19 protein-coding genes are annotated in these 23,821 nt (G+C 71.7%); 9 read left to right on the forward strand and 10 right to left on the reverse strand.

All coding sequences use genetic code 11. The annotated features are described in order from the left end of the window. Nucleotide 1: 1 nt before the first annotated feature. Both ABZS58_RS21155 and ABZS58_RS21160 read left to right on the forward strand, forming a co-directional pair. Nucleotides 2–1,420 (forward strand): WGR domain-containing protein, encoded by a 1,419-nt coding sequence (locus ABZS58_RS21155; RefSeq protein ID WP_354783885.1) that lies wholly within the window; start codon nt 2–4, stop codon nt 1,418–1,420. Between the two features lie 1,108 nt (nt 1,421–2,528). Beyond that, the gene (locus ABZS58_RS21160; protein ID WP_354783887.1) at nt 2,529–2,987 is read left to right on the forward strand and encodes a pyridoxamine 5'-phosphate oxidase family protein; all 459 of its coding nucleotides are present in this window, start codon (nt 2,529–2,531) and stop codon (nt 2,985–2,987) included. On the opposite strand, the gene ABZS58_RS21165 is transcribed toward ABZS58_RS21160, so the two are convergent. Beyond that, complete coding sequence (locus tag ABZS58_RS21165; RefSeq protein ID WP_354783889.1) at nt 2,977–3,234, reverse strand: hypothetical protein; 258 nt, start codon at nt 3,232–3,234, stop codon at nt 2,977–2,979. The genes ABZS58_RS21160 and ABZS58_RS21165 overlap by 11 nt on opposite strands. 40 nt (nt 3,235–3,274) lie before the next feature. Between ABZS58_RS21165 and ABZS58_RS21170 the strand changes: the two genes are divergently transcribed. After that, nucleotides 3,275–7,303: a bifunctional nitrate reductase/sulfite reductase flavoprotein subunit alpha gene (locus tag ABZS58_RS21170; protein WP_354783891.1), complete on the forward strand. Its 4,029-nt coding sequence runs from the start codon at nt 3,275–3,277 to the stop codon at nt 7,301–7,303. Here the strand turns inward: ABZS58_RS21170 and ABZS58_RS21175 are convergent. Next, nucleotides 7,297–7,668 (reverse strand): tetratricopeptide repeat protein, encoded by a 372-nt coding sequence (locus tag ABZS58_RS21175; RefSeq protein WP_354783892.1) that lies wholly within the window; start codon nt 7,666–7,668, stop codon nt 7,297–7,299. The two genes, ABZS58_RS21170 and ABZS58_RS21175, sit on opposite strands and share 7 nt — an antisense overlap. A gap of 62 nt (nt 7,669–7,730) precedes the next feature. On the opposite strand from ABZS58_RS21175, the gene ABZS58_RS21180 reads away from it, so the two are divergent. Continuing rightward, the gene (locus tag ABZS58_RS21180; RefSeq protein WP_354783894.1) at nt 7,731–8,774 is read left to right on the forward strand and encodes a hypothetical protein; all 1,044 of its coding nucleotides are present in this window, start codon (nt 7,731–7,733) and stop codon (nt 8,772–8,774) included. Here the strand turns inward: ABZS58_RS21180 and ABZS58_RS21185 are convergent. After that, complete coding sequence (locus tag ABZS58_RS21185) at nt 8,761–11,040, reverse strand: EAL domain-containing protein (RefSeq protein ID WP_354783896.1); 2,280 nt, start codon at nt 11,038–11,040, stop codon at nt 8,761–8,763. The genes ABZS58_RS21180 and ABZS58_RS21185 overlap by 14 nt on opposite strands. A gap of 152 nt (nt 11,041–11,192) precedes the next feature. Here ABZS58_RS21185 and ABZS58_RS21190 point away from each other — a divergent pair, with 152 nt between their 5' ends. After that, nucleotides 11,193–11,519, forward strand: coding sequence for a helix-turn-helix transcriptional regulator (locus tag ABZS58_RS21190; protein ID WP_354783981.1), 327 nt, complete (start codon nt 11,193–11,195; stop codon nt 11,517–11,519). Nucleotides 11,520–11,768: 249 nt separating this feature from the next. Here ABZS58_RS21190 and ABZS58_RS21195 read toward each other — a convergent pair whose 3' ends face one another. The 3 genes from ABZS58_RS21195 to ABZS58_RS21205 form a co-directional block, all read right to left on the reverse strand. Beyond that, nucleotides 11,769–12,929: a hypothetical protein gene (locus ABZS58_RS21195; protein WP_354783898.1), complete on the reverse strand. Its 1,161-nt coding sequence runs from the start codon at nt 12,927–12,929 to the stop codon at nt 11,769–11,771. A 161-nt stretch (nt 12,930–13,090) separates the two neighbouring features. Beyond that, the gene (locus ABZS58_RS21200) at nt 13,091–13,675 is read right to left on the reverse strand and encodes a hypothetical protein (protein ID WP_354783900.1); all 585 of its coding nucleotides are present in this window, start codon (nt 13,673–13,675) and stop codon (nt 13,091–13,093) included. Beyond that, on the reverse strand, nt 13,668–14,168 hold the full coding sequence (locus ABZS58_RS21205; protein WP_354783902.1) for a SigE family RNA polymerase sigma factor: 501 nt from the start codon (nt 14,166–14,168) through the stop codon (nt 13,668–13,670). Before ABZS58_RS21205 ends, ABZS58_RS21200 begins: the two co-directional genes overlap by 8 nt. Nucleotides 14,169–15,016: 848 nt before the next feature. Between ABZS58_RS21205 and ABZS58_RS21210 the strand changes: the two genes are divergently transcribed. After that, nucleotides 15,017–15,448: a hypothetical protein gene (locus ABZS58_RS21210; RefSeq protein ID WP_354783904.1), complete on the forward strand. Its 432-nt coding sequence runs from the start codon at nt 15,017–15,019 to the stop codon at nt 15,446–15,448. 71 nt (nt 15,449–15,519) lie between these two features. Here ABZS58_RS21210 and ABZS58_RS21215 read toward each other — a convergent pair whose 3' ends face one another. Continuing rightward, nucleotides 15,520–16,182: a phenylalanine--tRNA ligase beta subunit-related protein gene (locus ABZS58_RS21215; protein ID WP_354783906.1), complete on the reverse strand. Its 663-nt coding sequence runs from the start codon at nt 16,180–16,182 to the stop codon at nt 15,520–15,522. A gap of 135 nt (nt 16,183–16,317) precedes the next feature. Next, nucleotides 16,318–16,821, reverse strand: a complete 504-nt coding sequence (locus ABZS58_RS21220) for a GNAT family N-acetyltransferase (protein ID WP_354783908.1) — start codon at nt 16,819–16,821, stop codon at nt 16,318–16,320. A 79-nt stretch (nt 16,822–16,900) separates the two neighbouring features. Between ABZS58_RS21220 and ABZS58_RS21225 the strand changes: the two genes are divergently transcribed. Next, the gene (locus tag ABZS58_RS21225) at nt 16,901–17,725 is read left to right on the forward strand and encodes an ROK family protein (protein WP_354783910.1); all 825 of its coding nucleotides are present in this window, start codon (nt 16,901–16,903) and stop codon (nt 17,723–17,725) included. A gap of 248 nt (nt 17,726–17,973) precedes the next feature. Here ABZS58_RS21225 and ABZS58_RS21230 read toward each other — a convergent pair whose 3' ends face one another. Together ABZS58_RS21230 and ABZS58_RS21235 are read right to left on the reverse strand one after the other, a co-directional pair. After that, complete coding sequence (locus ABZS58_RS21230; protein ID WP_354783912.1) at nt 17,974–18,696, reverse strand: laminin G domain-containing protein; 723 nt, start codon at nt 18,694–18,696, stop codon at nt 17,974–17,976. A gap of 89 nt (nt 18,697–18,785) precedes the next feature. Continuing rightward, the gene (locus ABZS58_RS21235; RefSeq protein WP_354783914.1) at nt 18,786–20,114 is read right to left on the reverse strand and encodes a condensation domain-containing protein; all 1,329 of its coding nucleotides are present in this window, start codon (nt 20,112–20,114) and stop codon (nt 18,786–18,788) included. A gap of 145 nt (nt 20,115–20,259) precedes the next feature. On the opposite strand from ABZS58_RS21235, the gene ABZS58_RS21240 reads away from it, so the two are divergent. Beyond that, nucleotides 20,260–21,000 carry an ABC transporter ATP-binding protein gene (locus ABZS58_RS21240; protein ID WP_354783916.1) on the forward strand — a complete coding sequence of 247 codons (741 nt, stop codon included), beginning with the start codon at nt 20,260–20,262 and terminating at the stop codon, nt 20,998–21,000. 124 nt (nt 21,001–21,124) lie between these two features. Continuing rightward, nucleotides 21,125–23,524, forward strand: a complete 2,400-nt coding sequence (locus ABZS58_RS21245) for an ABC transporter permease (protein WP_354783918.1) — start codon at nt 21,125–21,127, stop codon at nt 23,522–23,524. Nucleotides 23,525–23,821 lie beyond the last annotated feature (297 nt).

Raw genomic sequence — 23,821 nt, forward strand, 5'->3', positions numbered from 1 at the left:
GATGCCCCAGACGACCTATCTCGAGCTGTCCGAGGACAGCGGGAGCGCCCACAAGTTCTATGAGGTGACCGTGGACGGCACCGAGATGTCGATCCGTTACGGGCGCATCGGCGACTCCGGCACGCTGAAGACCACCAACTATCCCGACAACGCCAAGGCGACCACCGAGGCCGCGAAGAAGATCGGTGAGAAGGTCCGCAAGGGCTACGCCCCGGCCGTCGCCGGCCAGCGCGCCAAGCGTTCCGTCTCCCGCCGCGTCATCGTCAGCGCCCGCTCCACCGCGAAGACCGCCCCGCTCCTGTGGCGCTACAAGTCGGGCTCGTCCGCGTTCGGCATCTTCGTCGACGACCGCGTCTGCATGGTCGGCAACGAGGCCGGCGTCGTCACCACCCTCTCCCACGACGCCGAGGTCCAGCGCCAGTTCAAGCTCCCCGACGGCGTCAAGTGCATCGTCGCCGACGACGACTGGCTCTATGCCGGCTGCGACGACGGCAACGTCTATGACCTCTCCGGCAAGATCCCGCGCCTGGCCTATTCCATCGCCCCCGACATCGACATCTACTGGCTCGACATCCACGACGGCGTCCTCGGCGTCGCCGACGCCCAGGGCGGCGTCTGCAGCATCGACCACGAGGACGACTTCCTGTGGCGCCGCCAGGGCAACGGCTCCAGCGGCTGGATGGTCCGCTGCGACGACAACGCCGTGCACCACGGCCACAGCAAGGGCGTCACCAGCTATGACTGGCGCACCGGCCAGGAGCTGTGGAACCAGCCGACCCGCGGCGCCGTCCTCTTCGGCTGGCAGGAGCGCGACACCCTCTATGCCGGCATGTCCTCCAACCAGGTCCTGTCCTTCACCAAGAGCGGCCAGACAGCCGTCACCTATCGCTGCGACAACACCATCTACTCCTGCGCCACCGCCCCCGACGGCCGCTACGTCTTCGCCGGCGATTCGAGCTCCTCGGTGTATTGCTTCGCGGCGGACGGCACCCGGCTGTGGAAGCTCGGCACCGGCTGCGGCAGCGCCTACTCGATGCAGTATCACAACGAGCGCCTCTACATCGTCACCACCGACGGCTCGCTCGCCTGCATCGACGCCGGCGAGCAGGCCGTCCGCGACGCCGAGCAGGGCGTCGTCCCCGAATACGTCGACGTGAAGGCCCCCCGCATGGAGGCCGTCGCCCCCTCCACCACCGTCGAGGTCGTCACCGACCCGAGCGGCGGCATCATCGTCGAATGCTTCGAGGAGGGCGGCCGCCTGCGCATCCGCGTCGTCTCACCCGGCTTCCACTCCGACTGGCAGGTCCAGTTCCCGAAGGGCATCCGCGAGCCCAACGCCCGCTATGTCGTCCCCGAGATCCGCGAGGCCGGCCGCGGCGGCTTCTACCGCGCCCACGGCGAAATCCGCCGCCTCGTCTGACCTCACCCCCACCCCCGCAAGCCGGCCGCCGCGCGGGTCCTTTCGTCCCGGACCCCGCAGCGGCCGCCCGGTGCCGTGCCTCGCTCTTCCAAGGCCCGCATACTCAGTGACCGTCCCGACCGTTTTGACGCTGCGAAGGCGAGGTCGCGGAGGTCCTGGATGCACTGAGGCCGTGTCCTCGGCCACTGCCTGACCCGAAGCCGCGCACGGTGCTTGTTGCCTGTCGGCGTCGGGCGCCTGCTTCCCGTGCCCGCGTCCACGAGGGCGTTGTCGCTCGGTGTGGACCGTGGCTGGTGCGGCGGCTGCTGACGATTCGGATCCGCGCGCCGCGCCCGGTGCCGTGCCTCGCTGTTCGGCGGCGTGCATGCCCGTCGACCGTTCGGCCTCCATGGCCGCACCCGGTGCCGCCGGACCCTGCCACCTTGGCCGCGCTGCCGCGTTGTCTCGATCATCGCGCGGGGTTGAACACCGCCGATCTGCACGTCGTCGCCAAAGGCGCGAAGGCCGGCCGGACCCCGGCATCAAGGGCATGTCTCAGCTACGTTCCTGAGGCCTGCGGCCCCGCCCCGTTCTTCATGATCCGGAAGAGTTTGTGCTGCTCTGGAGGGTGGCGCGTAATTCGGAATTCTGGCTTGTCAAGCTTCTACCGGCGCGTGTTCTAGGCCGCGAAGCGGACCTTTCGGGCAGTCGTCGCAGAGGAAAGTCCGGATTGCGGCTTTCTCGTCGACAGACTGGCTCTTCGACGCATCGACGTAGCTAATTATGCGCCACCCTCTCTGGCGACGCAAAGTCTTCCGGATCATGGGAAATGGGTCGATGTCGATGACTGGACCGGGGAGTACCACGGTTCGGGCGGTGATCGCGGTCGCCTCAGCGTGGTCGAAGTAGAGCGGTCGCCTGATCCGGGAAGCGAGTTCGTCCTCGTCCTTCCACTTCCATCGACGGTCTGGTTCCACCCGGACGTCCAGGACGAGGTTGGTGGTGTCGACGCCTTCATCGTGCAGGGTGCCGGGGTTTCCCGGTTGACGTCATGCTGCGTCTTCCCGTCGGCGTCCGTGAGGACGTCTGGTGGCGGGTGGGGTGGGTGGGGGTGGCATACGCTGCGGGGATGGTGGCGTTCGAGGAAGCTGCCCGGGTTGCGCTGGACGGGAACCGGTACGTAGTGCTGGGCACCGCCGATGCGAGCGGGCGGCCGTGGGTTTCGCCGGTGTTCTACACGATGAGCGGGTATCGCGAGCTGATCTGGATGTCGTCGCCGGAGACGTTGCATTCGCGGAACCTGGCGGTGCGACCCGAGGTGAGTCTCGTTGTGTACGACTCGAGCGTCCGGGTCGGTGAGGCGTTCGCGGTGTACATGCGGGGCGTCGCGGCGGAGGTCACGGGCGAGGCGGTGGCGGCGGTCGCGGCGGCGTACGGGGAAGCGGCGCTGCCCAAGGGCGGGCGGCGGGTCAGGCCCGGAGAGGTGGCCGGGGACGGGATCTACCGGATGTACCGGGCGACCGTCCACGAGCACTGGGTCCTCGACCCCGACGGCCGCCCCGACGGCCGAGCCGCGATCACGTTGTAGCCGGCGCGGTCAGCAGGGCGAGGACGTCGTCGACGGAGGCGGCCGGGTGGCCCTGTGGCTGTTCGCCGCGGCCGCGCTCGCCGCCCCGCTCGTCCTGGTGTGCTCGCCGGTCCGGCACCTGCGCGACCTGACAGACCACCCTGTTCACAGCACGGGCGATGTCGATGTCAGGCACGTGTAACGACGCGGCGATGATCGGCGTGACGTGCGTGTAACGCGCCGTCCTTACGCTCACCGGCAGCGTCACGGTCGACGCGTCGGTGTCGGCCGGGCGGAGGGAAGTGGTCGTGGGAGCACTCGGCACCCAGGTCAGGACGGTCTGCTCGTATTGCGGCGTCGGCTGCGGGATCGTGCTGGACATCGGGCCTGGCCCGGACGGCCGGGCCAGGGTGCTGCGGTCGGCCGGCGACAAGGAGCACCCCGCCAACCGTGGCCGCCTGTGTACGAAGGGTGCCACGAGCGCCGACATGCTGGCCGCGCCCGGGCGGCTCGGCACCGCGAAGGTCCGCCGGGAGCGGGGCGCCGCACCGCAGGACGCCGGCCTCGACGCCACGATCACCGAGACCGCCCGGAAGCTGCGGGCGATCATCGACGAGCACGGCCCGGACGCGGTCGCGCTGTACGTGTCGGGACAGCTGACCCTGGAGGCGCAGTACCTGGCGAACAAGCTCGCGAAGGGGTTCATCGGCACCAACCAGATCGAGTCGAACTCGCGGCTGTGCATGGCGAGCGCCGGCAGCGGCTACAAGCTGTCGCTCGGCTCGGACGGGCCGCCCGGCTCGTACGACGACCTCGACCACGCCGACGTGTTCCTCGTCATCGGCGCGAACATGGCCGACTGCCACCCGATCCTGTTCCTGCGGATCCTCGACCGGGTCAAGGCCGGCGCGAAGCTCATCGTCGTCGACCCGCGCCGCACCGCCACCGCCGAGAAGGCCGACCTGTTCCTGCAGATCAACCCCGGCACCGACCTGGCGCTGCTCAACGGCCTGCTGCACCTGCTGGTCGAGGCGGGCCACGTCGACGAGGAGTTCATCGCCGAGCACACCGAGGGCTGGGACGCGATGCCGGCGTTCCTGGCCGACTACCCGCCGGCCACAGTGTCCGAAATAACCGGCATCCCGGAAAAATTGCTGCAGGAGGCGGCCGCGTTCATCGGCGGCGCGAAGAACTGGGTCAGCTGCTGGACGATGGGGCTCAACCAGTCGACCCACGGCACGTGGAACACCAACGCCCTGGTCAACCTGCACCTGGCCACCGGCGCCATCTGCCGCACGGGCAGCGGCCCGCTCTCGCTCACCGGCCAGCCCAACGCCATGGGTGGCCGCGAGATGGGGTACATGGGTCCCGGCCTGCCCGGGCAGCGCTCCGTCCTCGTCGAGCAGGACCGCGCGTTCACCGAGGACCGGTGGGGGCTGCCCCGCGGCACGCTGCGGACCGACGTCGGCACCGGCACCGTCGACATGTTCCGGCGGATGGCCGAGGGCGAGATCAAGGCCTGCTGGATCATCTGCACCAACCCCGTCGCGTCGGTGGGCAACCGCCGCACCGTGATCGAGGGTCTCGAGGCCGCCGAGCTCGTCATCACGCAGGACGTGTACGGCGACACGGAGACCAACGCGTACGCCGACGTGATCCTGCCCGCGACGATCTGGGGCGAGACCGACGGCATCATGATCAATTCGGAGCGCTCCCTGACGCTCGTGCACCGTGCGGTCGACCCGCCGGGGGACGCCCTGCCCGACTGGCAGCTGATCGCCCGCATCGCCACGGAACTCGGCCACGGCGACGCGTTCGCCTACGACAGCGCGGAGGACGTCTTCGCCGAACTGCGGGCGTTCTGGAACCCGGCCACCGGCTACGACCTGCGCGGCGTCACCTACGAACGGCTCCGCGAGGGCCCGGTGCAGTGGCCGGCGCCGCCCGGCGCGGGCGCCCGAAACCCGGTCCGCTACGTCAACGACGGCGTCAGCCGGCGACTCCTGGAGCGGCCCGACGGCACCCGGCCGCGGCTGGCGTTCGCGACGCCGAGCGGCCGGGCGGTGTTCTTCGCCCGCCCGCACCTGCCGGCGGCGGAGCTGCCCGACGACGACTACCCGTTCCTGCTCAACACCGGCCGCGTCCAGCACCAGTGGCACACGCTGACGAAGACCGGCCGGGTCGGAAAGCTCAACAAGCTCAACCCCGGCCCGTTCGTCGAGGTCAACCCGGCCGACGCGGCCCGGCTCGGGATCGGCTCCGGTGACCGGGTCGAGGTCGCGTCCCGGCGGGGCCGCGCGGTGCTGCCCGCCGTCGTCACGGACCGGGTCATGCCGGGCGGGTGCTTCGCGCCTTTCCACTGGAACGACCTCTTCGGCGAATACCTCAGCGTCAACGCCGTCACGAACGACGCCGTGGACCCGATCTCGTTCCAGCCCGAGCTCAAGGTCTGCGCGGTCGCACTGACCAGGGTCGCCGACGTGCCCGACCGTGGTGAGGACCTGCGCGGTCTGCTGGGGCTTCCGCCGGTACCGCCGCAGCTGACCGACGACGAGAAACGCTACCTGGCCGGGTTCCTGGACGCGCTCACCGCGGCGCCGCCGGACCACACCACGGTGCCCGTCCTGCCGGCGTCGGCCCCCGTCGCGCCGGAGCGGGCGCTGTGGGTGAACGGGCTGCTCGCCGGGCGCTACTCGCGGGTGCCGGTGGCCGCGCCCGCCGTCGTGGCGGTGCAGGGGGCGGCCGGCCCGGCGATCCAGGTGCTGTGGGCGTCGCAGACCGGCAACGCCGAGGACTTCGCCGGCGTCGTCGGCCGCCGCCTCGCCGACGACGGCTGGCAGGCGAGTGTGCGCAGCATGGCCGACGTCGGCGTCGACACCCTCGCCGGGCCCGCGGACCTGCTCATCATCACCAGTACGTTCGGCGACGGCGACGCACCCGACAACGGCGCCGCGTTCTGGCAGTCGCTGGGCGGCCCCGACACGCCGCGCCTCGACGACCGCCGGTACGCCGTGCTCGCCTTCGGCGACTCCAGTTACGACGACTTCTGCGGCCACGGCCGGCGCCTCGACGCGCGGCTCAGCGAGCTCGGCGCGACCAGGCTCACCGCCCGCGTCGACTGCGAACCGGACTACCAGCCGGCCGCCGGCGCCTGGCTCGACCAGGTCATCACCGCATTGCGGGCGACGACGCCGGCCGGGCGCACCGCGGCGCCGGCGCCGACCCGCAACCAGCCGGTGACGGCCCGGCTCACCGGCAACCGCCTGCTGAGCCTGCCGGGCTCGGCGAAGGAGGTCCGGCAGTTCACGTTCGACGCCGCGGACGGTGTACTGCCGTACGAGGCCGGCGACGCGCTGGGCGTCTGGCCCGTCAACTGCCCGGACCTCGTCGGCGAGTGGCTCGAGGTGACCGGTCTGCGGGGCGACGACCCGGTCGAGCTCGCCCAGCACGGCACCCTGCCGCTCGCCGAGGCGCTGCACCGCCGCCTCGAGATCGCGAAGGTGAGCCCGGACCTGCTGCGGTTCGTCGCCGACCGCAACGGCGACCCGCACCTGAAGACCCTGCTGCGCCCCGACAACCAGGGCGAGCTGGCGAAGTGGACGTGGGGCAGGCAGGCGGTCGACGTCGTCGCCGAGTGGCCCGTCGACGCCACCGCCCAGGAGTGGGCCGGCGTGCTGAAGCGGCTCCAGCCACGGCAGTACTCGATCTCCTCGACGCCGCTGCTGGACCCGTCCCGGGTGAGCCTGACCGTCTCGGTGGTCCGCTTCCCGAACAGCCGCGGCCAGACCCGTAAGGGCGTCGCGTCCACGTTCCTCGCCGACCTCCCCACCGACGGCTCCGTCTCCGTCTTCGTCCAGCGCGCCCCGCACTTCCGCCCGCCCGCGGACCCGGCCACCGCCATGATCATGGTCGGCCCCGGCACCGGCGTCGCCCCGTTCCTCGGCTTCCTGCACGAACGTCAGGCGAAGGGCGCCCGCGGCGCGAACTGGCTGTTCTTCGGCGAGCAGCGCCGCGCCACCGACTTCTACTACGCCGAGGAGCTCCTCGCCCTGCGCGACAGCGGCGCCCTCACCCGCCTGGACCTCGCCTTCTCCCGCGACCAGCGCAACAAGGTGTACGTCCAGGACCGCATGCGCGAACACGGCGCCCAGCTGTGGTCCTGGCTGCAGGACGGCGCGTACTTCTACGTCTGCGGCGACGCCAGCCGCATGGCGAAGGACGTCGACCGGACCCTGCGCGAGATCGCCGTCACCCACGGCCACCTGACCCCCGACACCGCCGAGGCCTACGTCAAGCAGCTCAGCACCGAAAAGCGCTACGTCCGCGACGTCTACTGAAGCAGCCGCACCGTGTGCGGATGGTCCGCCCCCAGGACCCGGGTGCGGTCGGCGATCAGCGCCTCGAGCCCTTCGGGCCGCCAGTGCACGAGGTTCTCCCGCACCTGCATCGTGTCGGGATGGTCCGGCCCGAGCACGCGCACATAATCGGCGAGCACCGCGTCGAGTCCTGCGACCGCGGCGTCCGGGTCTCCGGCCAGCCCCCGCCAGTGCGCGAGGTTCCGCCGGGTGTCGAGGGTGTCGGGATGGTCCGCCCCGAGGATCCGCTCGGCATCGACGAGCAGCCATGCGCTCTCATCCGGCGGCCCACCGTAGTGGTTGATCTGCGTGTTGTTGTCGCCGACCTGCGCGCCTCGGACGTCCACAGAAATATCGTCGCACCCCGCCGATATGGTGGGGCCTCGGCGAAACGGGGGAGGAACGACCGGTGCGTGGATGGTTCGGAGTCGTGCTGGCGTGCGGGCTGCTGGCGGGGTGCGGCGGGAAGCCGGTGACGGTGCCCGCGTCCGCGGCGCCTCCGAAGGCATCGGTCGCCGAGGAGCTCGCGGTCCTGGCTGGGGGAGGGATCGCGGTCCCCGCGGCGAAGCAGCTGCCGGCGGGCTCGGCGATCGCCGGGCCGGACTATGCGGTGCGGCTGACCGAGGTCGGCGCCGCCGATCACCTGGAGCCGGCGGTGGTCACGCAGTTCGGCAGGATGCAGTCGGCGACGGGGGTGCCGCGCGACGCGTCCGGGCCGATCGCGGCGGGGGCGGGCAAGGAGTTCGTGTTCGCCCGGCTGGCCGAGGTGCCGGGCCGCAGGACCGAGCCGTCGCCGGCGGTGAAGGCGCGGCTGCGGGTCGGTGACAAGGCCCGGCCCGTCGAGGGCCTGGTGGCGCCGGACAGTGTCCTCGTCGCGCTGGTGCCGGCCGGGGCGCCCGTGAAGCTCGTCGTCACCGACGCGGACAAGGACCAGACGGTCGACCTGCGCACCGGCGCGGTCGGGCCGGGAGCGGTGGCCGCTTATCTGAAGCCGCGGCCGTACGGGGAGACGTCGTTCAAGCTGGTCGGGCAGGTCAGCGGCGAGCCGCACCAGACCGACGTGGAGATCACCGTGTCGGCCGCCCTGGAGCCCTACGACCACCGCCGGCAGGGGACGTGGGCGCCGGCCGGGCGCACCTGGCTGCGGGTGTGGGTGGAGGCGAAGTTCACCGCGCTCGGCAGCCTCGGCGGCACCGTCGACATGCGGCAGAGCCTGCAGCTGACCGCCGGCGGCAAGGCGGTCACCGTCGAGGCGTCCGACGCGGACGTGACGAACGACCCGGTGCCGATGAACGCGTACACGATCAGCGACGAGGTGCGGATGGAGGTCGCGGAGGGCTCGGTGCAGACGTTGCAGGTCAGGTTCGAGCCGAAGGGCGCCATGACCCGCGACGGCAAGCCGGCCACGCTGAAGCTGACCGGCGCCGGGCAGAAGCAGCTCACGCTGAGGTAGCCGCCGGCGACGGGGCGCGGGCCGTCATCCACTCGGTGAGCTGCGCCGCCGGGACGGGCCGGGCGAAGTGGTAGCCCTGGGCGGAGCGGTAGCCGAGCGACCGCAGCAGCTCGGCCTGCTCCTGCGTCTCGACACCTTCGGCGACGGCGTGCAGCCGCAGCGCCTGCGCGAGCTGGATGACGGCCGCGGCGACCGGCGTGCGCCCCGACGCCGGGGCCTGGGTGAACGAGCGGTCGAGCTTGACCTCGTCGACGGGGCAGTCGTGCAGCAGCCGCAGCGTGGAGCTGCCGGTGCCGAAGTCGTCGAGGGAGATCCGCACGCCCAGCGCGCGGAGCCGGTCGAGGGCGGCGGTGGCCGGTCCGAGGGTCAGGGCCATGGACTCGGTGATCTCCAGGACGATGCGGGCCGGGTCGACGCCGTGGGCGGTCAGGGTCCCGGCGACGAAGTCGGCGTAGTCGGTCTCGCGCAGCTCCCGCGGCGACACGTTGATGTTGAGCACGGCCGGGGCGGCGGCGCCGTACTGCTCGTCCCACGCCGCGAACTGCCGGCACGCGTCGGCGAGCACGAAGCGGCCCAGCGGCACGATCAGCCCGGTGCGCTCGGCGAGGGGGATGAACGTGTCCGGCGGGAGGACGCCGTGCTCCGGATGGTCCCAGCGGACGAGGGCCTCCGCGCCGACGAGGCGGCCGTCTTCGAGGGACACGATCGGCTGGTACACCAGGAAACACCGCCCGCCGGTGATCGCCTCCCGCAGCTGGGCGGGGTGGTCGCCGGCGTCGCCGAGCTCGGACATCGCGGTGTCGTAGTGCAGGAACGCCGTGCCGGTGAGGCGTTTCGCGGCGTACATGGCGATGTCGGCGCGGCGCAGCAGCACGCTCGCGTCGTCTCCGGTGCGGCCGTCGGCGATGCCGATGCTCGCCGAGATCGGCAGCTCGTGGCCGTTGACGACGGCGGGGACGCGCAACGCGTCGGTCAGCGCCTGCACGGCGAGGGTGGCGTCGGACGGGCCGGCGCCGGGCATGACCACGACGAACTCGTCGCCGCCGAGCCGGGCGACCGTGTCACCGGCCCCGGCGCGGTCCTCGAGGCGGCGCGCCACCTCGATCAGCAGCAGGTCGCCGACCTCGTGGCCGAGGGTGTCGTTGACCTCCTTGAAGTCGTCGAGGTCGATGAGCGCGACGCTGACCGGGCCCGGCTGCTGCAGCGCCTCCTGGAGCCGCTGGCCGAACAGCGCCCTGTTCGGCAGCTGCGTCAGTGCGTCGTGGGTGGCGCCGTGGTCGAGCCGGGCGAGGAGCCGGCCGTTGTCGACGAACGCGGCGACCTGCCGCACCATGACCAGCGCGGTGAGCGTGACCGCGCCGAGGACCATCATCTTCTGGTCGGCGTGGTCGCCGGTCCACGTCTCCAGGATGAGCAGGACGTACACCGCGGCGATGGCCGCGTAGGGGACCAGGCTGAACGGGCGGCGCCGGCGGGCGGCGACGGGCCGGCGGGTCGTGCGGCGCTCCCGCTCCGCCGCCCACGACGCCAGGCAGCACACCACGGGGATGGTGACCTGGGTCACCATCAGATGCGGATGGCCCGACGCGAGCAGCGGCTGGAGCAGCGAGCTGGTCGCGCCGAAGAAGATCGAGAACGCGAGCCACTGCAGCGCCGACTTGTCGATGAACTCGTAGCCGGACAGCATCACCTTCGCCACGGCCAGGACGACGACCAGGGCGAGCACGCCGAGGATCAGGGAGCCGACGACCTGCTCGCGGTTGTCGGTGCCGAGCGCGACCCGGGTCTGGAAGTGCCAGATGAACACGGCGGCACCGGCGACGACCGTGCCGCCGTCGAGGGTGACCCGCAGCCGTTCGCCGGCGCTGCGTGCGGACAGCGGCAGCCGGTACAGCGCGAAGATGATGAACAGGATGGCGCCGCTGTCGAAGATCAGCAGCCCCGGCCCGTTGTAGGCGCCGCCGACGTCGGGGTGGGTGAGCACGTCGATCGCCTGGGTCGTGTGCGCGACCCCGACGAGGAACGCCGCGACGCTCAGGTGCCCCCAGAAGCGGCGGGTCGGCGCGGGCAGCGACGCCGTGCGCGACGTGCGGCGGAACGCGGCCGTGAGCAGCAGCGCACCGACCGGCGTGGCCACCCACAGCAGCACCGGCGGCCCCACCGGGGTCACCAGGTTGACCGCGAACCAGGTCGCGCAGACCGCCAGGACGACGCACATGGCGCGCATCAGCCCGGACATGACCCACGGCCGTCGCAGTGCGCCCATGCGGTCTCCTCGTCCGGTGCCGTCGCCAGTGCGCTGCCAACATCGACCACCCGAATGCTGCCATGAGCCTTTGCGCCGTGGGACACGCCCCGGGCCCGATAGTACGATTGACGTAATATCTGGGCGGTTGTAATTTGCTGGTCATGCCTCCAATGCAGGAGCCGACGTTTCTCGTCCTCACCGCGCTCACCGGCGAGCCGCTGCACGGCTACGGCATCCTGCAACAGGTGACCGCCCTCTCCAGGGGCACTGTGGTGCTGGGGGCCGGCACGCTGTATGGGGCACTGGACCGTCTCGCCGGGCAGGGGCTGATCGCGGTGGAGCGCGAGGAGGCCGTCGACGGCCGGCTCCGCCGCTACTACCGGCTGACGGACGAGGGCGCGGGCCGGCTCGTCACGGAGGTCGAACGGCTGCGCCGCAACGCCAACGCGGCCGCCGCGGGCCTGCGCCGGCGTGGGTTGCGGGCACGTCTCGCCTGAAGCGGCCGTCGGCGCCGTCGGCCGGTGGCCGGATCACGGGCCTGCGCGCCGGTCCGCCCGGCTGAACCCCCGGCCAGCCCGACCTTCCTGGCTAGTTTGATCTTGGGTAGAGTGCGGGTTGTGTCGATAGGGGTTGAGCTGGGCTTAGCGGTGTGTCTTGCTTGATTTGATCTTCTAGCGGGCCTATGACCTAGAACACTACGAACAGTGCTCGCCGCGCCGGACGGTTGGCCTACGTCGCGCGCGGTGTCAGGCCAGTGCTGCCGTGACGCCAAGGCTGTCCAGGCTCTTCCCGCCACTGGTGATGCCCCAGTCCGTGAGCTGGCCGGTCTCCGCGTCCACGACGAGTTCCAGGACCGAGCCGTTCAACGTGCGGCCGTGCTTGTCGGGCCGGCTGAAGGTGCCGTTGAGCTGAACCAGGTAGACGGGCCGGTCCTCGGCGACCGCGGTGTCGTGGTGGCGGCCGAGGGCGGCGTTGCGGGTCGTCTTCACATACCGTGACCTGCCGACATCCGCCGTGCCGAGCATGCTTACGGCTTGGTTCGTCTTGGCCAGGAGCCTCTGCCGTACACCGGCCTGCGTCCGCATGAGCGGTGCGTGGTCCGGCTCGGCGCTGTCCGCGCCGTCCAGCCGGGCCCCGGATGCTGCCGATGGCCCTGGGCCGCCGCAGGCCCATTGCGGTGTCCAGCCGTGCACCTGACCGTCGGTGGGCAGACTGACGTTGATGGCGTTGCCCGACTTCACCGGCGCCGCGTTCATCTTCTTCCAGATGCCGGACGTCGCCTCCCGGTACCGCCAGTCATCGGCCCAGCCGTCCACGGCGATATTGCCGTTCGTGGACTCGGCGCCAAGTCGTGGGCTGTGCGGGAAACTGCCGACCCCCGACCAGCCCCACTGAGTGCCGTTCTTGTACACGTTCCAGCCGTACACGCCATTTTGGTTCGGCACCCAGTACAGGCTTACGTTCGAGGTGGTCTGCACGGTCGCGGAACTGATGTAGTGCTCGAAGTAGCCGCCCGGATCGGAGCCGTAGGTCGCGTAGGAGTCCGCCCAGAACCACATGAATCCGGTCTGTGTCGGGTTGTCATAGCGCAGGGTGCCGGCGGTCATGCCGACCTCGACCCAGTTCCAGGTCAACGGGTCTGATCCCCGGTCGGATCTCGTCATGAGCCACATCTCCCAGTTGACGAACTGAGAGATTCGGTTCGGAACGTGCAGGCAGTTGACGCTGATGTTCGCGCTCACCGCATTCAGGAGGTTGTAGGGATACGCAATTCCATAGGCGTGACAACGGCCCGGGCAGGTGGGAATCGCGGCCTGGGCCGGCGCGGGCAAGGCCACCGCGCTGGTAGCTATGGATGCGGTCAACGCGACCACAGACATGGAGATACGGCGACGCATGTCGCGCATGAGGGGCCCCGTTCATAGACGGATGCGAAGCTTCCGATCTACGGCGGAGTGTATCGGTTGCGGCAGCTGCGGCAAAGATCCAGCGGCCTGCCGGTGGAACGAGACGGCAATGGTCAATTGAATCGGAGAAATCAGCGCAAATTGTCGAAATCGTTCGGATGTTACCGGACCTGGCAGATCACCTGGACGTCGTCGAGTCCGCCCGACGAAACGGTGATGGGTGCGTCCGCTTCGCAGACGGGGAGCCTGGCGCCATCCGGGATGGTGGTGACCGCGCCCGAGGAGTTTCCGGTCGGCACCTCGGGCGGGTTGCTGACGAACACGCTTGACGGGTTGCTGGTGCCATGGCCCCGTGGAGTGCCGGTAGCGACGTACCGCCCGGGCGGAACCGAAAGACTGAACCGGCCGTCGATCTTCGCCAGCACTTCCGTCACGGTGCCGTCGGTCGCCTGGAAGTGCACGGTGCCGGCAATGCCGCGGGGTGGGATGCCCCCGGGGCCTCCGACCTGGAGCAACGTTCCGGTCACGGGCACGCCGGCGCTCGGCGCGGACGGCGCGGTCCGCTCCTGGCGCATCAGCGCCGGTACCCCCGCGGCGGTCAGCGCAAGGGCGATGAGCGCTCCTGCGAGAAGGGGGGCGCGCCGGTCTCGTCTCCGGCGCGACCGCACAAGATCCGCGAAGGGCGGCTGGTGCGTCGGCTGCTGTCGGGCCGCCTCCGCGGCCAGCAGCTCCTTGAGCTCAGACATGGTGTGTCTCCTCTCTCAGCAGCCCGGCCAGCGCGTCTCGCGCACGACTCAAACGGGACTTGACGGTTCCTGGAGCCACGCTCAGCGCGTCGGCGATTTCCGCGACAGGCAGGCCGAGCAGGTGGTGCATGACGACTGCCTGCCGTTGACCGACGGGCAGCTGCCGCAGTGCCTGCGTCAGATCCACCCGATCCGTGCTCGGCGGCGGCTCGTCGGGCGCCGGGCCGTGGCGCAACAGCGCACGCAGCGCGTTGCGGGCCTTCCGCCGCCGGTTCGACGCCAGCCTGAACGCGACCGTGCGCACCCACGCTTCAGGAGACTCCAGGCGGGACACGTGGTGCCATCTGCCGAGCAGCCTGACGAATGCCTCCTGAACCAGCTCCTCGGCGTCCGCTCGGCTCTCTGCAACGAGCGCGACCGTCCCGACGAGCCGGCCGTAACAGGCCGAATAGAGATCAGCGACAGCGTCCAGGACGGCAGGCGGTTTGCCCATACCCATCTCACCCCTCAACCCGCTCGCCGGTTCCATCCGCTGCGAAAAGATGTCGCTCAACCTATCCCGGCGGGCAGTGCCCGGCCGTTTCGCCCTTGCCCAGCAGGGCGGTGCCGGCGTGGGAGGGTGTCCGCGGTGCCGGACCCGCGGAGCTGCTGAGCACGCCGGCCATCTTCGCAACGTTGATCGCCCGCTGGGCGGCGTCCGACCCGCGCGGTGCCGAACGGCCGGCCAGGTTCGGACGAGCTCGAACGGCTCGGGCACCGCATGCAGGAGGCGGCGAACCGGCCCGATGTCCCCCAGTTCGCCACCGTGCTCGACGAACTGTGCCTGCGCTACCGCGCCGTCCTCGCCGACGGCGCCCTGGGTGAAGTGACCGTGGTCTTCGACGCCGGGCAGAACTCCACCGCGAACTTGGAACACCTGCGTGCCACCGGCATCGGCGACGTCACCTCGCTGCCACCATCGGACCACTCCGATCTGACCGCCCTGCCCAAACGCCGACGCAGACGCGTGGACCCGCAACGCTTCCCCGGCCTGACCGCCCTGCAGGTCCGCAAAGACATCTACGGACAACCCACCCGGGTCATCCTCACCCACTCCCCGACGCTGCACGCCGGGCAGTCCCGCGGACTCGACCAGACCCTGGCCAAAACCGAAGCCAAACTGACCGAACTCGCCACCCGCCTGCAACGCGGCAAACCCGCCGCACCCGCGACGCGGTCGCCGCCGAAGTCACCACCCTGTGCAAAGACCCCTGGGTCCGGCAGATCCTCAACTGGCAACTCGCCGGTGACACCCCATCGCAGCTGCGGCTGTCATGGACCATCGACGAGCACGCCCACACCGTGCTGGAAGCCGAACTCTTCGGCAAACGCATCCTGGTCACCAACCGCGACTCCTGGCCCATCGCCGACGTGGTCGCCGCCTACCGATCCCAATCCGACGCCGAGTTCGGGTTCCGCCAACTCAAAGACCCCGCCGTCGTGTCGTTCTCGCCCATGCACCACTCCACCGACCAGACCATCCGGGTGCACGTCTACACCTGCGTCCTCGCCCTGCAGATCGCCCACCTCATGCGCCGCCAAGCAACCCACGCCGGCCTCAACCTCTCCGTCCGGGAACTGCTCACCCAACTCGGCGGCATCCAAGAAACCGTACTGATCTACCCCTCCACCGGCGGACGCCCAAAAACCCGCCACCAACTCACCGAAACCAGCCCCCAGCAGCAGAAACTCATCGAAATCTTCGACCTTCAACGATGGGCGCCACAGACTTAGGTCATGGCCCCAGCCAACCCCACTGAGCTGCGAAAACAACCTAGTCGATCATGCTAGCCAGGAAAGTTGGGCTAGGGGCCGGCGGTGGTGACGGTCGCGGTCGGCCAGGTGGTGTGGAGGGCGGCGGTGAGGGTTTCGCGCAGGGCGGTGACGTCGATGGTGGCGGTGTCGTGGAGGGCCTCCGCGACGATGAACGCCCGGCGGGTCCGAGCGCTGATCGCGGAATGGCCGCTCTGGCGGTTGGTCCAGCGGCGGGCGTGGGCACGGCCTGCCTCGTCGGCGAAGACGACCTCGCCGGGGTCGGGGTGTTCCACGTCGCCGGCGAAGGTGGCGTACGGCTCGGTGCCGGTGGCCCGGCGGACCTCGAGGTCGCCGGTGATGCGGTCCAGGTCCAGGGCGGCGACGGGGATCGCGTAGGCGGCCGAGACGGCGTTGCACAGGTCGACGAGCGGGTGCAGGGACGGCAGGTCACCCTCGCGGCGCAGGCGGCGCAGCAGCGACTCCGAGGCGCAGCGGTACTGGGTGGGTCGCAGGCCCATCGCCGTGAAGGCGCGGCGCCACGCCTGGATCTCCGGCAGCCCGCCCTCGGCGCCGGTGGCGAGGCGGCGGCGGGCGGTGTCCAGCCACGGCGCCGGGTCGACACCGGCGTCGGCCGTGACGCCGTCGACGAACAGGGTGACCGCGGCGAGCGCCGGGAAGTCGGCGCGGAGCGCCGGATGGTGTCGGAACCGCACGCGCTCCAGCGTCGCCGCACCGCGGGAGTGACGGAAGGACCACTTCACCGGTCGAAAGCAGGACCACCGGCGGCGCCGGGCGAGCCGGCGCAGCACCGTCCACAGTGGCTCGGGGACGCAGCGGCGGACCGTGGCTCAGGGGAGGTGTTTCACGAACTTGAGCGAGTCGCGGCCCGGCCCGTCGTAGTTCGTGTGGACGGCCAGGCCGTCGACCTCGGTGTCGCCGGGCACGAGGGTGAACCCGAGCCGGGTGTGGAACGCCAGGGACTGCCGGTTGGCGACGCCGGTGATCGAGTGGACCTTCCGGACGCCACGGGCGCCCACGTCGGCGAAGAAGCGTCGGTACAGCGCACCGCCGACCCCCGTGCGCCGCACCGCCGGTGACACCCCGACGAAGTGGATGTAGCCGACGCCGGGATCGGACTGCGACACGAACCCGACGAGGAACGCGCCGAGCCTGCCGCCGGGCAGGTCCAGGACGTAGCTGGTGTCGGTGAAGTGCTGGAAGAAGAGGCGGGGCAGCAGCGTCGCCCGGTACAGGCCGCCGGACTCCCCGCCGAGCCCGCCCCACCACTCGTCCATCACCGCCATGACACGGGAATGGTCGTCCTCGACGGGATGCCGCAATGCTTCGATCACCGCTCCATTGTTGTCGTACCTCGCTGCTACGGTCGGGCGCATGGTCGAGGTGTCGTAGGCGTGAGGGGGTGGCTGCGGCGTGAGCATCGGCTCGGGCGGGGTCGCGGCGGTTGACATCGGCGGGAGCCGGACCAGGGTGATGGGCGAGGACGGGGCGGTGGTGCGGTTTCCGACCGACCCGGACTACGACCGGCAGCTCGCCCTGCTCCGCGACGCGCTTCCGGCGAGACCCGCCGCCGTCGGGGTGTCGTTCGGTGGGCGGGTCACCGCGGACGGGGACGTCCGGGTTTCGTTGCATCTGCGCGGGCACGAAGGGCGGGCGCTGCGCGGGGACCTCGAAAGGATGCTCGGGTGCCAGGTGCGGGTCGCGCACGACGCGACCTGCGGGCTCCTAGGCGAGCACGCGCACGGCAGTCTCCGCGGTGTCGACCGGTGCGGGTATCTGACCCTGTCGACCGGCGTCGGTGCGGCGCTGCGGCTCGGCGTCGGCGGGCATTTCGTGGCGGTCACCACCGAGGCCGGTCATCAGCTCGTCGAGGGCAACGACCGGCGGTGCGGGTGCGGTCAGACCGGCTGCCTGGAGACGCTGCTCGGCGGGGCTGAGCTGCGCCGCCGGCTCGGGCGCGGGCTGGAGGAGGTCGACGATCAGGGGTTCTGGCAGGTGTATGCGCAACGCCTGGCCGCGGGTGTCGCCAACTTCGCCCTGGCGGCCGGGCTGGAGGCCGTCGCGATCGGTGGGGCGATCGCGGCCCGGCGGGCCGGACTGTGGCCACCGCTGCGGGCGGCGCTGGCGGAACGCCTGACGTATCAGGCGGTGCGGGTGCACCCGGCGGCAACGGAAGACGCGCCGCTGATCGGTGCGAGGGTGCTCGTCGGCACGCCGCCGGCGAGCGTCCTGCACTGATGTGCCGGGACGCAGGACGCGCCGCTGATCGGCGCGGGGGTCCTCGTCGGCACGCCGCCGGCGAGCGTCCTGCACTGATGTGCCGGGACGCAGGACGTGCCGCTGGTCGGTGCGAGGGTGCTCGTCGGCACGCCGCCGGCGAGCGTCCTGCATTGATGTGCCGGGACGCAGGACGTGCCGCTGGTCGGTGCGAGGGTGCTCGTCGGCACGCCGCCGGCGAGCATCCCGCACTGGTGTGCCGGGCCGGGTCAGCGGGCCTCGATCTCGACCCAGTCGATGTCGCCGGCGTAGTAGTCGCAGCCGACGTCGCGCTGGTCGCATTCGGTCTTGCCGCCGATCGACAGGGGCCAGGCGTTGGAGATCGGGCCGGTCCAGCCGCCGCGGCGGGCGACCGTGCGGCCGTCGATCTCCAGGCTCACCCCGGAGCCGGTCCGCTCACAGCGCACGACGTGCCACCAGCCGTCGTTGATCCGGCGGGACGCCTGCACGATGATCGTGCCGTTGGAGCCGCGGAACAGGCACTGCACGATGCCGTTGGGGATCTGGAACTTGAAGTTCCCGCCCGAGGCCGTCGCCTGGCCCTTCTGGATGATGTTGCCGAACTGGTAGGTGGTGCGGATCCGCATGGTCACGGCGTAGTCGCGGCTGCCCGGGTCGAGGGCGGAGCTGTCCGGGACGGTCACCAGGTGCCGCGGGTGCGTCGGCGGCCGGTCCGGCTGGAGGCGGGTGAAGCGGTATCCGGTCGCGCCGCGGACACCCACGTCGGTGACGACCTCGTTGCCGATCGATCCGTTCAGGCCGTTGCCGCTGCTGTCGATCATCGTGCGGGCGCCGGGGCCCTCGTTCATCGACCAGGTCGCCACCGCGTAGTGGCCGGGGCTGGCGCCGGCCCCGTTCGCCGACCCGCCCACCAGGGCCGCGGCCGCGGCCGCCACCACCAGGACCCGCCGACCGGACGTCAAAACGACCATGCATACCCCCGAACACGTCAAATCCGGGAGCTGATCTCATACCGGACAAATGAGATCGTAGACCCCGAAAGGGCCCGGCAGGGGCGGATTCACACGCCTGTCGGGGCGTCCGGATCCAGGGCGGCCTCGACGGCGACGGCCTCCATGCCCCGCAGCAGCGCCTCGCCGTCGGCGGGGGAGACCACGTGCGTGTCCATGAAGATGATCGCCCGCACCGTGTCGTCCGGGAGGTCGTCGATGTGCACGATCAGCGGCTCGAACGGCACGTCCTGCCGGGTCGTCCACTCGAACACCGCGCGCGACACCAGGTCCTGGAGCTCGTCCCGCTCAGCCGGAGCACTCGCGGTGTCGGTGCGGCGGTCGTTGAAGTAGCAGGGCAGCTCGAGGTCCGCGCCGCGCTCCTCGACGACCCGGCGGATCAGGTCGTCGAGTTCCACCGGGTGGTAGTAGGCATGCTTGTACGTGGTGAGCGCGCCGCGCCGCGCCCGGTCCAGGACCTCCGCGAACGACACCCCGGCGACGTCGAGCTGGCATAGGCCGTACTGGGCGAGCATGCACACGACGCGGTCCAGCCCGGGCCGGAACCGGTTGTTGACCATCGGCCGCAGCACCACCGGGTTGACCTTCGTGACCCGGGCGAGCGCGACCGCGAACACGGCGAGGAGCGCCGGCGCCGACGCGACCCCGGTCCGCTCGGTCACGGCCCGCAGCGCGGGCGCGAGGGCGTGCGACGTGAACTCGCCCCGCCAGTGCCGCGGCTCGGGCTTCTCGGCGGTGTCGGGGAAGCGGCGCGGCGCCATCCCGCGCAGGATGCCGTCCCAGTGCCGCAGCGCGAGGGTGTTCTGCCGCTGGCCGGACGGCGACGCCTGCCACCGGGCCTGCTCCAGGGGCTGCAGCTGCGGGATCGGCGTCTCGACCCTGGTCGCGAGGTCCTCCAGCATGACCCCGGTGCCGAAGCCGTCGGCCACCAGGTGGCACATGACGACGACGAGATGCGTGAGCACGCCGCCGGACCGGATCGCGGCCATCCGGACGGGCCAGTCCTCGGCGAAGTCGTACTCGGCGTCCTGCAGCCGCAGCCGTTCCGACTCCGCGACGGCAGCCGGGTCCTGCGGGCCCGAGTCGACGATGTCGAGGGTGATCTCGCCGGACGCCGCGACGACCTGGCTCGGCCGCCCGTCCTCGTCGAACCGCAGCCTGGTCCGCGCCGTCGGGAAGCGGCTCATCATGTACCGCAGCTGCTCGGCGACGTCGTCGACGGTCGTGCCCTCGGGCAGCGGCCCCCACGCGCCGTTCGGCAGCCACGACTTCTGGCGCACCATCGCCTGCCAGATGTCCTGCTGCCCCCACGAAAGGCCGGCGACGCCGTCGCCCTCACCGGTGAACGCCACCACAACCCGATCCGCCATCGTGGTCATGCTGTCACCTCCACATCGAAGGCGCCGATCGTAGCGGATCATGGTGTCGGGCCAGCCAGAAGGTTTGTGGTGGGGTCTGCCATACCCCGGATCCGCCGGTGTACGGGCGTGTGCCGGCCCCCGCGGAACGGGTGGAATCGACGGCATGGACACGGATGTCGTCATCCTCGACAAGGTGCACCGGCGTTTCGGCCGGGGCGACGGTGCGGTCACCGCGCTGCACGAGGTCACGCTCGGGTTCGCGGCCGGCACGTTCACGGCGGTGATGGGCCCGTCGGGCTCCGGCAAGAGCACGCTCCTGCAGTGCGCGGCCGGCCTCGACACCCCCACCGGCGGCACCGTCACCGTCGCCGGCACGGACCTGTCGACGCTGTCGGAGACCGGGCTGACGCTGCTGCGCCGCGACCGGATCGGCTTCGTGTTCCAGGCGTTCAACCTGCTGTCGTCGCTGACCGCGGAGCAGAACGTGGCGCTGCCGCTGCGCCTCGCCGGGCGCCGCCCGTCCCGGGCCGACGTGCGCGCCGTCCTCGACGCCGTCGGGCTCGGCGGCCGCGGCCGGCACCGGCCGGCGGAGCTGTCCGGCGGGCAGCAGCAGCGGGTCGCGATCGCCCGAGCCCTCGTCACCCGGCCCGCGGTGCTGTTCGCCGACGAACCGACCGGCGCGCTGGACTCCGCGACCGGTCGGGAGGTGCTGCGGCTGCTGCGGTCCATGGTGGACGGTCACACCCGGCAGACCGTCGTCATGGTCACCCACGACCCGGTCGCCGCCTCGCACGCCGACCGGGTCGTGTTCCTCGCCGACGGCCGCGTCGCCGGCGAACTGCACCGGCCGACCCCGCAGGCGGTCGCCGCCCGCATGACCGAACTGGAGACGGCGTCGTGCTGAGCATCGCCGGGCGGACACTCCGGACCCGGGTCCCCGCCGCCGGACCTTCCGCGTCGACCGCTCGGACGGTCGTCGCCCGCGAACCCTTCGCGGCGTCGCCCGCGACCGGGCCGGGGGACACGCCGTGCTGAGCATCGCCGGGCAGACGCTGCGGGCGCGGTGGGCCTCGTTCGCCGGGGTGTTCATCGCCCTGGCGCTGGGCGCGTGCCTGCTCGCGACCACGGGACTGACGATCGCGTCGACGGTGTCCGACGGGCGGCAGCCGCAGTGGTTCACGCTGCCGGACGTCGTCGTCACCGGCAACCAGACCGTCACCGTCACCGTCACCGTCGACGAGGGCGACGGGGTCCACTCGACGTCGACGCAACGCACGCGCCGGCCGCAGCAGCTGCCGGAGGGCGCCGCAGGGCGGCTCGCCGCGCTGCCGGGCGCGACCGTCGTCGTCGACCGGTCCGTCCCAGCCGACATCGACGGTGCCGCACTGGACGTGCACCCGTGGTCGAGCGCGGGGCTGCACCCCTTCACCATCCTCGGCGGCGAACCGCCGCAGACCGGCGACCAGGTCGTGCTCACCGCCCCCACGAGCCACCGCCCGGGCGACCGGGTCGAGGCGTCGACCCCGCTGGGCCGCCGCACATGGACGGTCGCCGGGATCGTCGACGGACCACCCGCGGCCTACCTCACCGACGCCGCCGCGGCCGCGCTCGCCGGCGGGCGGATCGACGCGATCGCCGTCAGCGGCGTCACCGCCGAGCGGGTCCGCGAGGTCGTCGGCACCGGCCCGGCGGTCCTCACCGGCGACCGCCGCGCGAGCGCCGAACCCGACCCGGACGCCGACCTCCTGGCCGTGGCCGCGTCGCTGCTCGGCACCACTGCCGGCGTCGCCGTGTTCGTGTCCGTCTTCGTCGTCGCCGGCACGTTCGCGTTCGCCGTCGTGCAACGCCGGCAGGAGCTGGCGCTGCTGCGCGCCGCCGGCGCCACCCCGCGGCAGGTGCGCCGCCTCGTCCTCGGCGAGTCCCTCATCGTCGGCGTCGTCGCGGGCCTCGCCGGGTGCTTCGCGGGGACCCTCGTCGCGCCGCCGTTCGCGGCGTGGCTCGCCCGGTCCGGGTTCGCGCCGCCCGGCTTCACCGCCCGGTTCATCCTGTGGCCGCTGCTCGCCGCGTTCGGGCTCAGCCTGCTCGTCGCGCTGATCGGGGCCGCCGTCGCCGCCCGCCGCGCCGGGAAGGTCCGGCCGATCGAGGCGTTGCGGGAGGCGGCCGCGGAACGGCGGGTCATGACCGCCGGACGCTGGATCTTCGGGATCCTGTTCCTCGGCGGGGCCGCCGTCGTCCTCGTCCTCATCCCCGGGCTCGGTGCCGAGGCGGTCGCGCTCGTCCTCGTCGACGCGCAGCTCGCCATCACCGGGATCGCGCTGCTGGCGCCGGTGTTCGCGCCGCGGCTCGCGTGGCTCGCCGGGCTGCTGCTGCCCGGTGTCGCGGGTGGGCTCGCCCGGGACAACGCCCGCAGCGCGGTGCGGCGGACCGCGTCGACGGTCGCGCCGATCCTCGTCACCGTCGGGATCGCGGCGGCGACGTTCGCGGCGACCGCGACGCTGTGGGACGCCGAGGAACGCGCGTCGGCCGCCCGCGTCACCGCACCCGCCGTCGCCCTGCCACCGGGTTCCGCGGGGATCCCCTCGTTCGGCGGCGGTGTCCCGGTCGCGCAGTCCGTGGTGTACGTGCGGACCGACGACTACGCGGAGGAGTTCGCCGCCACGTACACCGGCAGCGGCGTCGAACGCGCACTGCGGCTGCCGGTGACGTCCGGCTCGGTCACCGACCTCGCGGGCACCGGCACCGTCGTGGTGGGGGCGGGGATCGCCCGGTCCGCGGGCTGGCGGACGGGCGGGACGGCGACACTGTGGCTGGACGACGCGACCGAGGTGCGGCTGCGGGTCGTGGCGGTCCTGTCCCCGTCGATCGACCTCGACCAGACGGTCCTGCTGCCGTGGGAGCTGCGGTCCGCGCACGCTCCCCGCACCGGCGCCGACGCGGTCTACCTCTGGGATTCCACGCCGGGCGACGCGCGGGTGGTGACCGCCGCCGAGTACTTCCGCACACTGAACGCGCAGCAGCGGCGGATGAACCGGCTGGCACTCGTCGCGGTCCTCGGGATGGCCCTCGTCTACACGTCGATCGCGATCGCGAACACCCTGGTCATGGCGACCAGCGGGCGGGTGCGGGACCTCGCCGTGCTGCGCCTCGGCGGCGGCACACCACGGCAGGTCCTCACGATGATCGGGGCGGAGGCGCTGCTGCTCGGCTGCACGGGGTTGGTCCTCGCCGGCGGCGTCACGGCGGGCATGCTGGCCGGGCTGCGGGCCGGGCTCGCCGGGCTCGTCGCCGACCCGCGGATCGTGGTGCCGTGGACGCCGATCGCGGTGATCGCCGCCGGGTGTGTACTGATCACGCTCGTGGCGAGCCTGGTGCCGGCGGCGCTCGTGCTGCGGACGCCACCCGGACGGCTGTCCTCGGTGCGGGAGTGAGGTCCGCTCGTTCTTCCGCCAAGGTCGGGCTTCGGTTTCGGCTTCCGCTCGGGTCCGGTCGTTCTTCCGCCCGGGTCCGGCCTTCGGCTTCCGCCCGGGTCCGGTCGTTCTTCCGTTCGGGTTCGGGCTTCCTTCCGGCCGGGTCCGGTCTTTTCTTGGGCGCGGTCGGTCTTCCTTGGACGCGGTCGGTCTTCCTTGGACGCGGTCGTTCTTCCGGCCGCCTCGGTCGTTCTTCCGGCCGGTTGGTGGCGCGCTGATGACCGGCCTTCCGGCCGTGGTCCGCCGGGGCGTGGCGGG

The sequence above is a fragment of the Dactylosporangium sp. NPDC005555 genome, from assembly GCF_040605635.1.
In the GTDB taxonomy this organism is placed as follows: domain Bacteria; phylum Actinomycetota; class Actinomycetes; order Mycobacteriales; family Micromonosporaceae; genus Dactylosporangium.

Excerpts from the sequence above, each read along its gene's own strand:
- ABZS58_RS21155 (WP_354783885.1), top strand. The coding sequence starts at position 2 with ATGCCCCAGACGACCTATCTCGAGCTGTCCGAGGACAGCGGGAGCGCC.
- ABZS58_RS21160 (WP_354783887.1), top strand. The coding sequence starts at position 2,529 with ATGGTGGCGTTCGAGGAAGCTGCCCGGGTTGCGCTGGACGGGAACCGG.
- ABZS58_RS21185 (WP_354783896.1), bottom strand. The coding sequence starts at position 11,040 with ATGGGCGCACTGCGACGGCCGTGGGTCATGTCCGGGCTGATGCGCGCC.
- ABZS58_RS21190 (WP_354783981.1), top strand. The coding sequence starts at position 11,193 with ATGCAGGAGCCGACGTTTCTCGTCCTCACCGCGCTCACCGGCGAGCCG.
- ABZS58_RS21195 (WP_354783898.1), bottom strand. The coding sequence starts at position 12,929 with ATGCGCGACATGCGTCGCCGTATCTCCATGTCTGTGGTCGCGTTGACC.
- ABZS58_RS21200 (WP_354783900.1), bottom strand. The coding sequence starts at position 13,675 with ATGTCTGAGCTCAAGGAGCTGCTGGCCGCGGAGGCGGCCCGACAGCAG.
- ABZS58_RS21205 (WP_354783902.1), bottom strand. The coding sequence starts at position 14,168 with ATGGGCAAACCGCCTGCCGTCCTGGACGCTGTCGCTGATCTCTATTCG.
- ABZS58_RS21230 (WP_354783912.1), bottom strand. The coding sequence starts at position 18,696 with ATGGTCGTTTTGACGTCCGGTCGGCGGGTCCTGGTGGTGGCGGCCGCG.
- ABZS58_RS21235 (WP_354783914.1), bottom strand. The coding sequence starts at position 20,114 with ATGACCACGATGGCGGATCGGGTTGTGGTGGCGTTCACCGGTGAGGGC.
- ABZS58_RS21240 (WP_354783916.1), top strand. The coding sequence starts at position 20,260 with ATGGACACGGATGTCGTCATCCTCGACAAGGTGCACCGGCGTTTCGGC.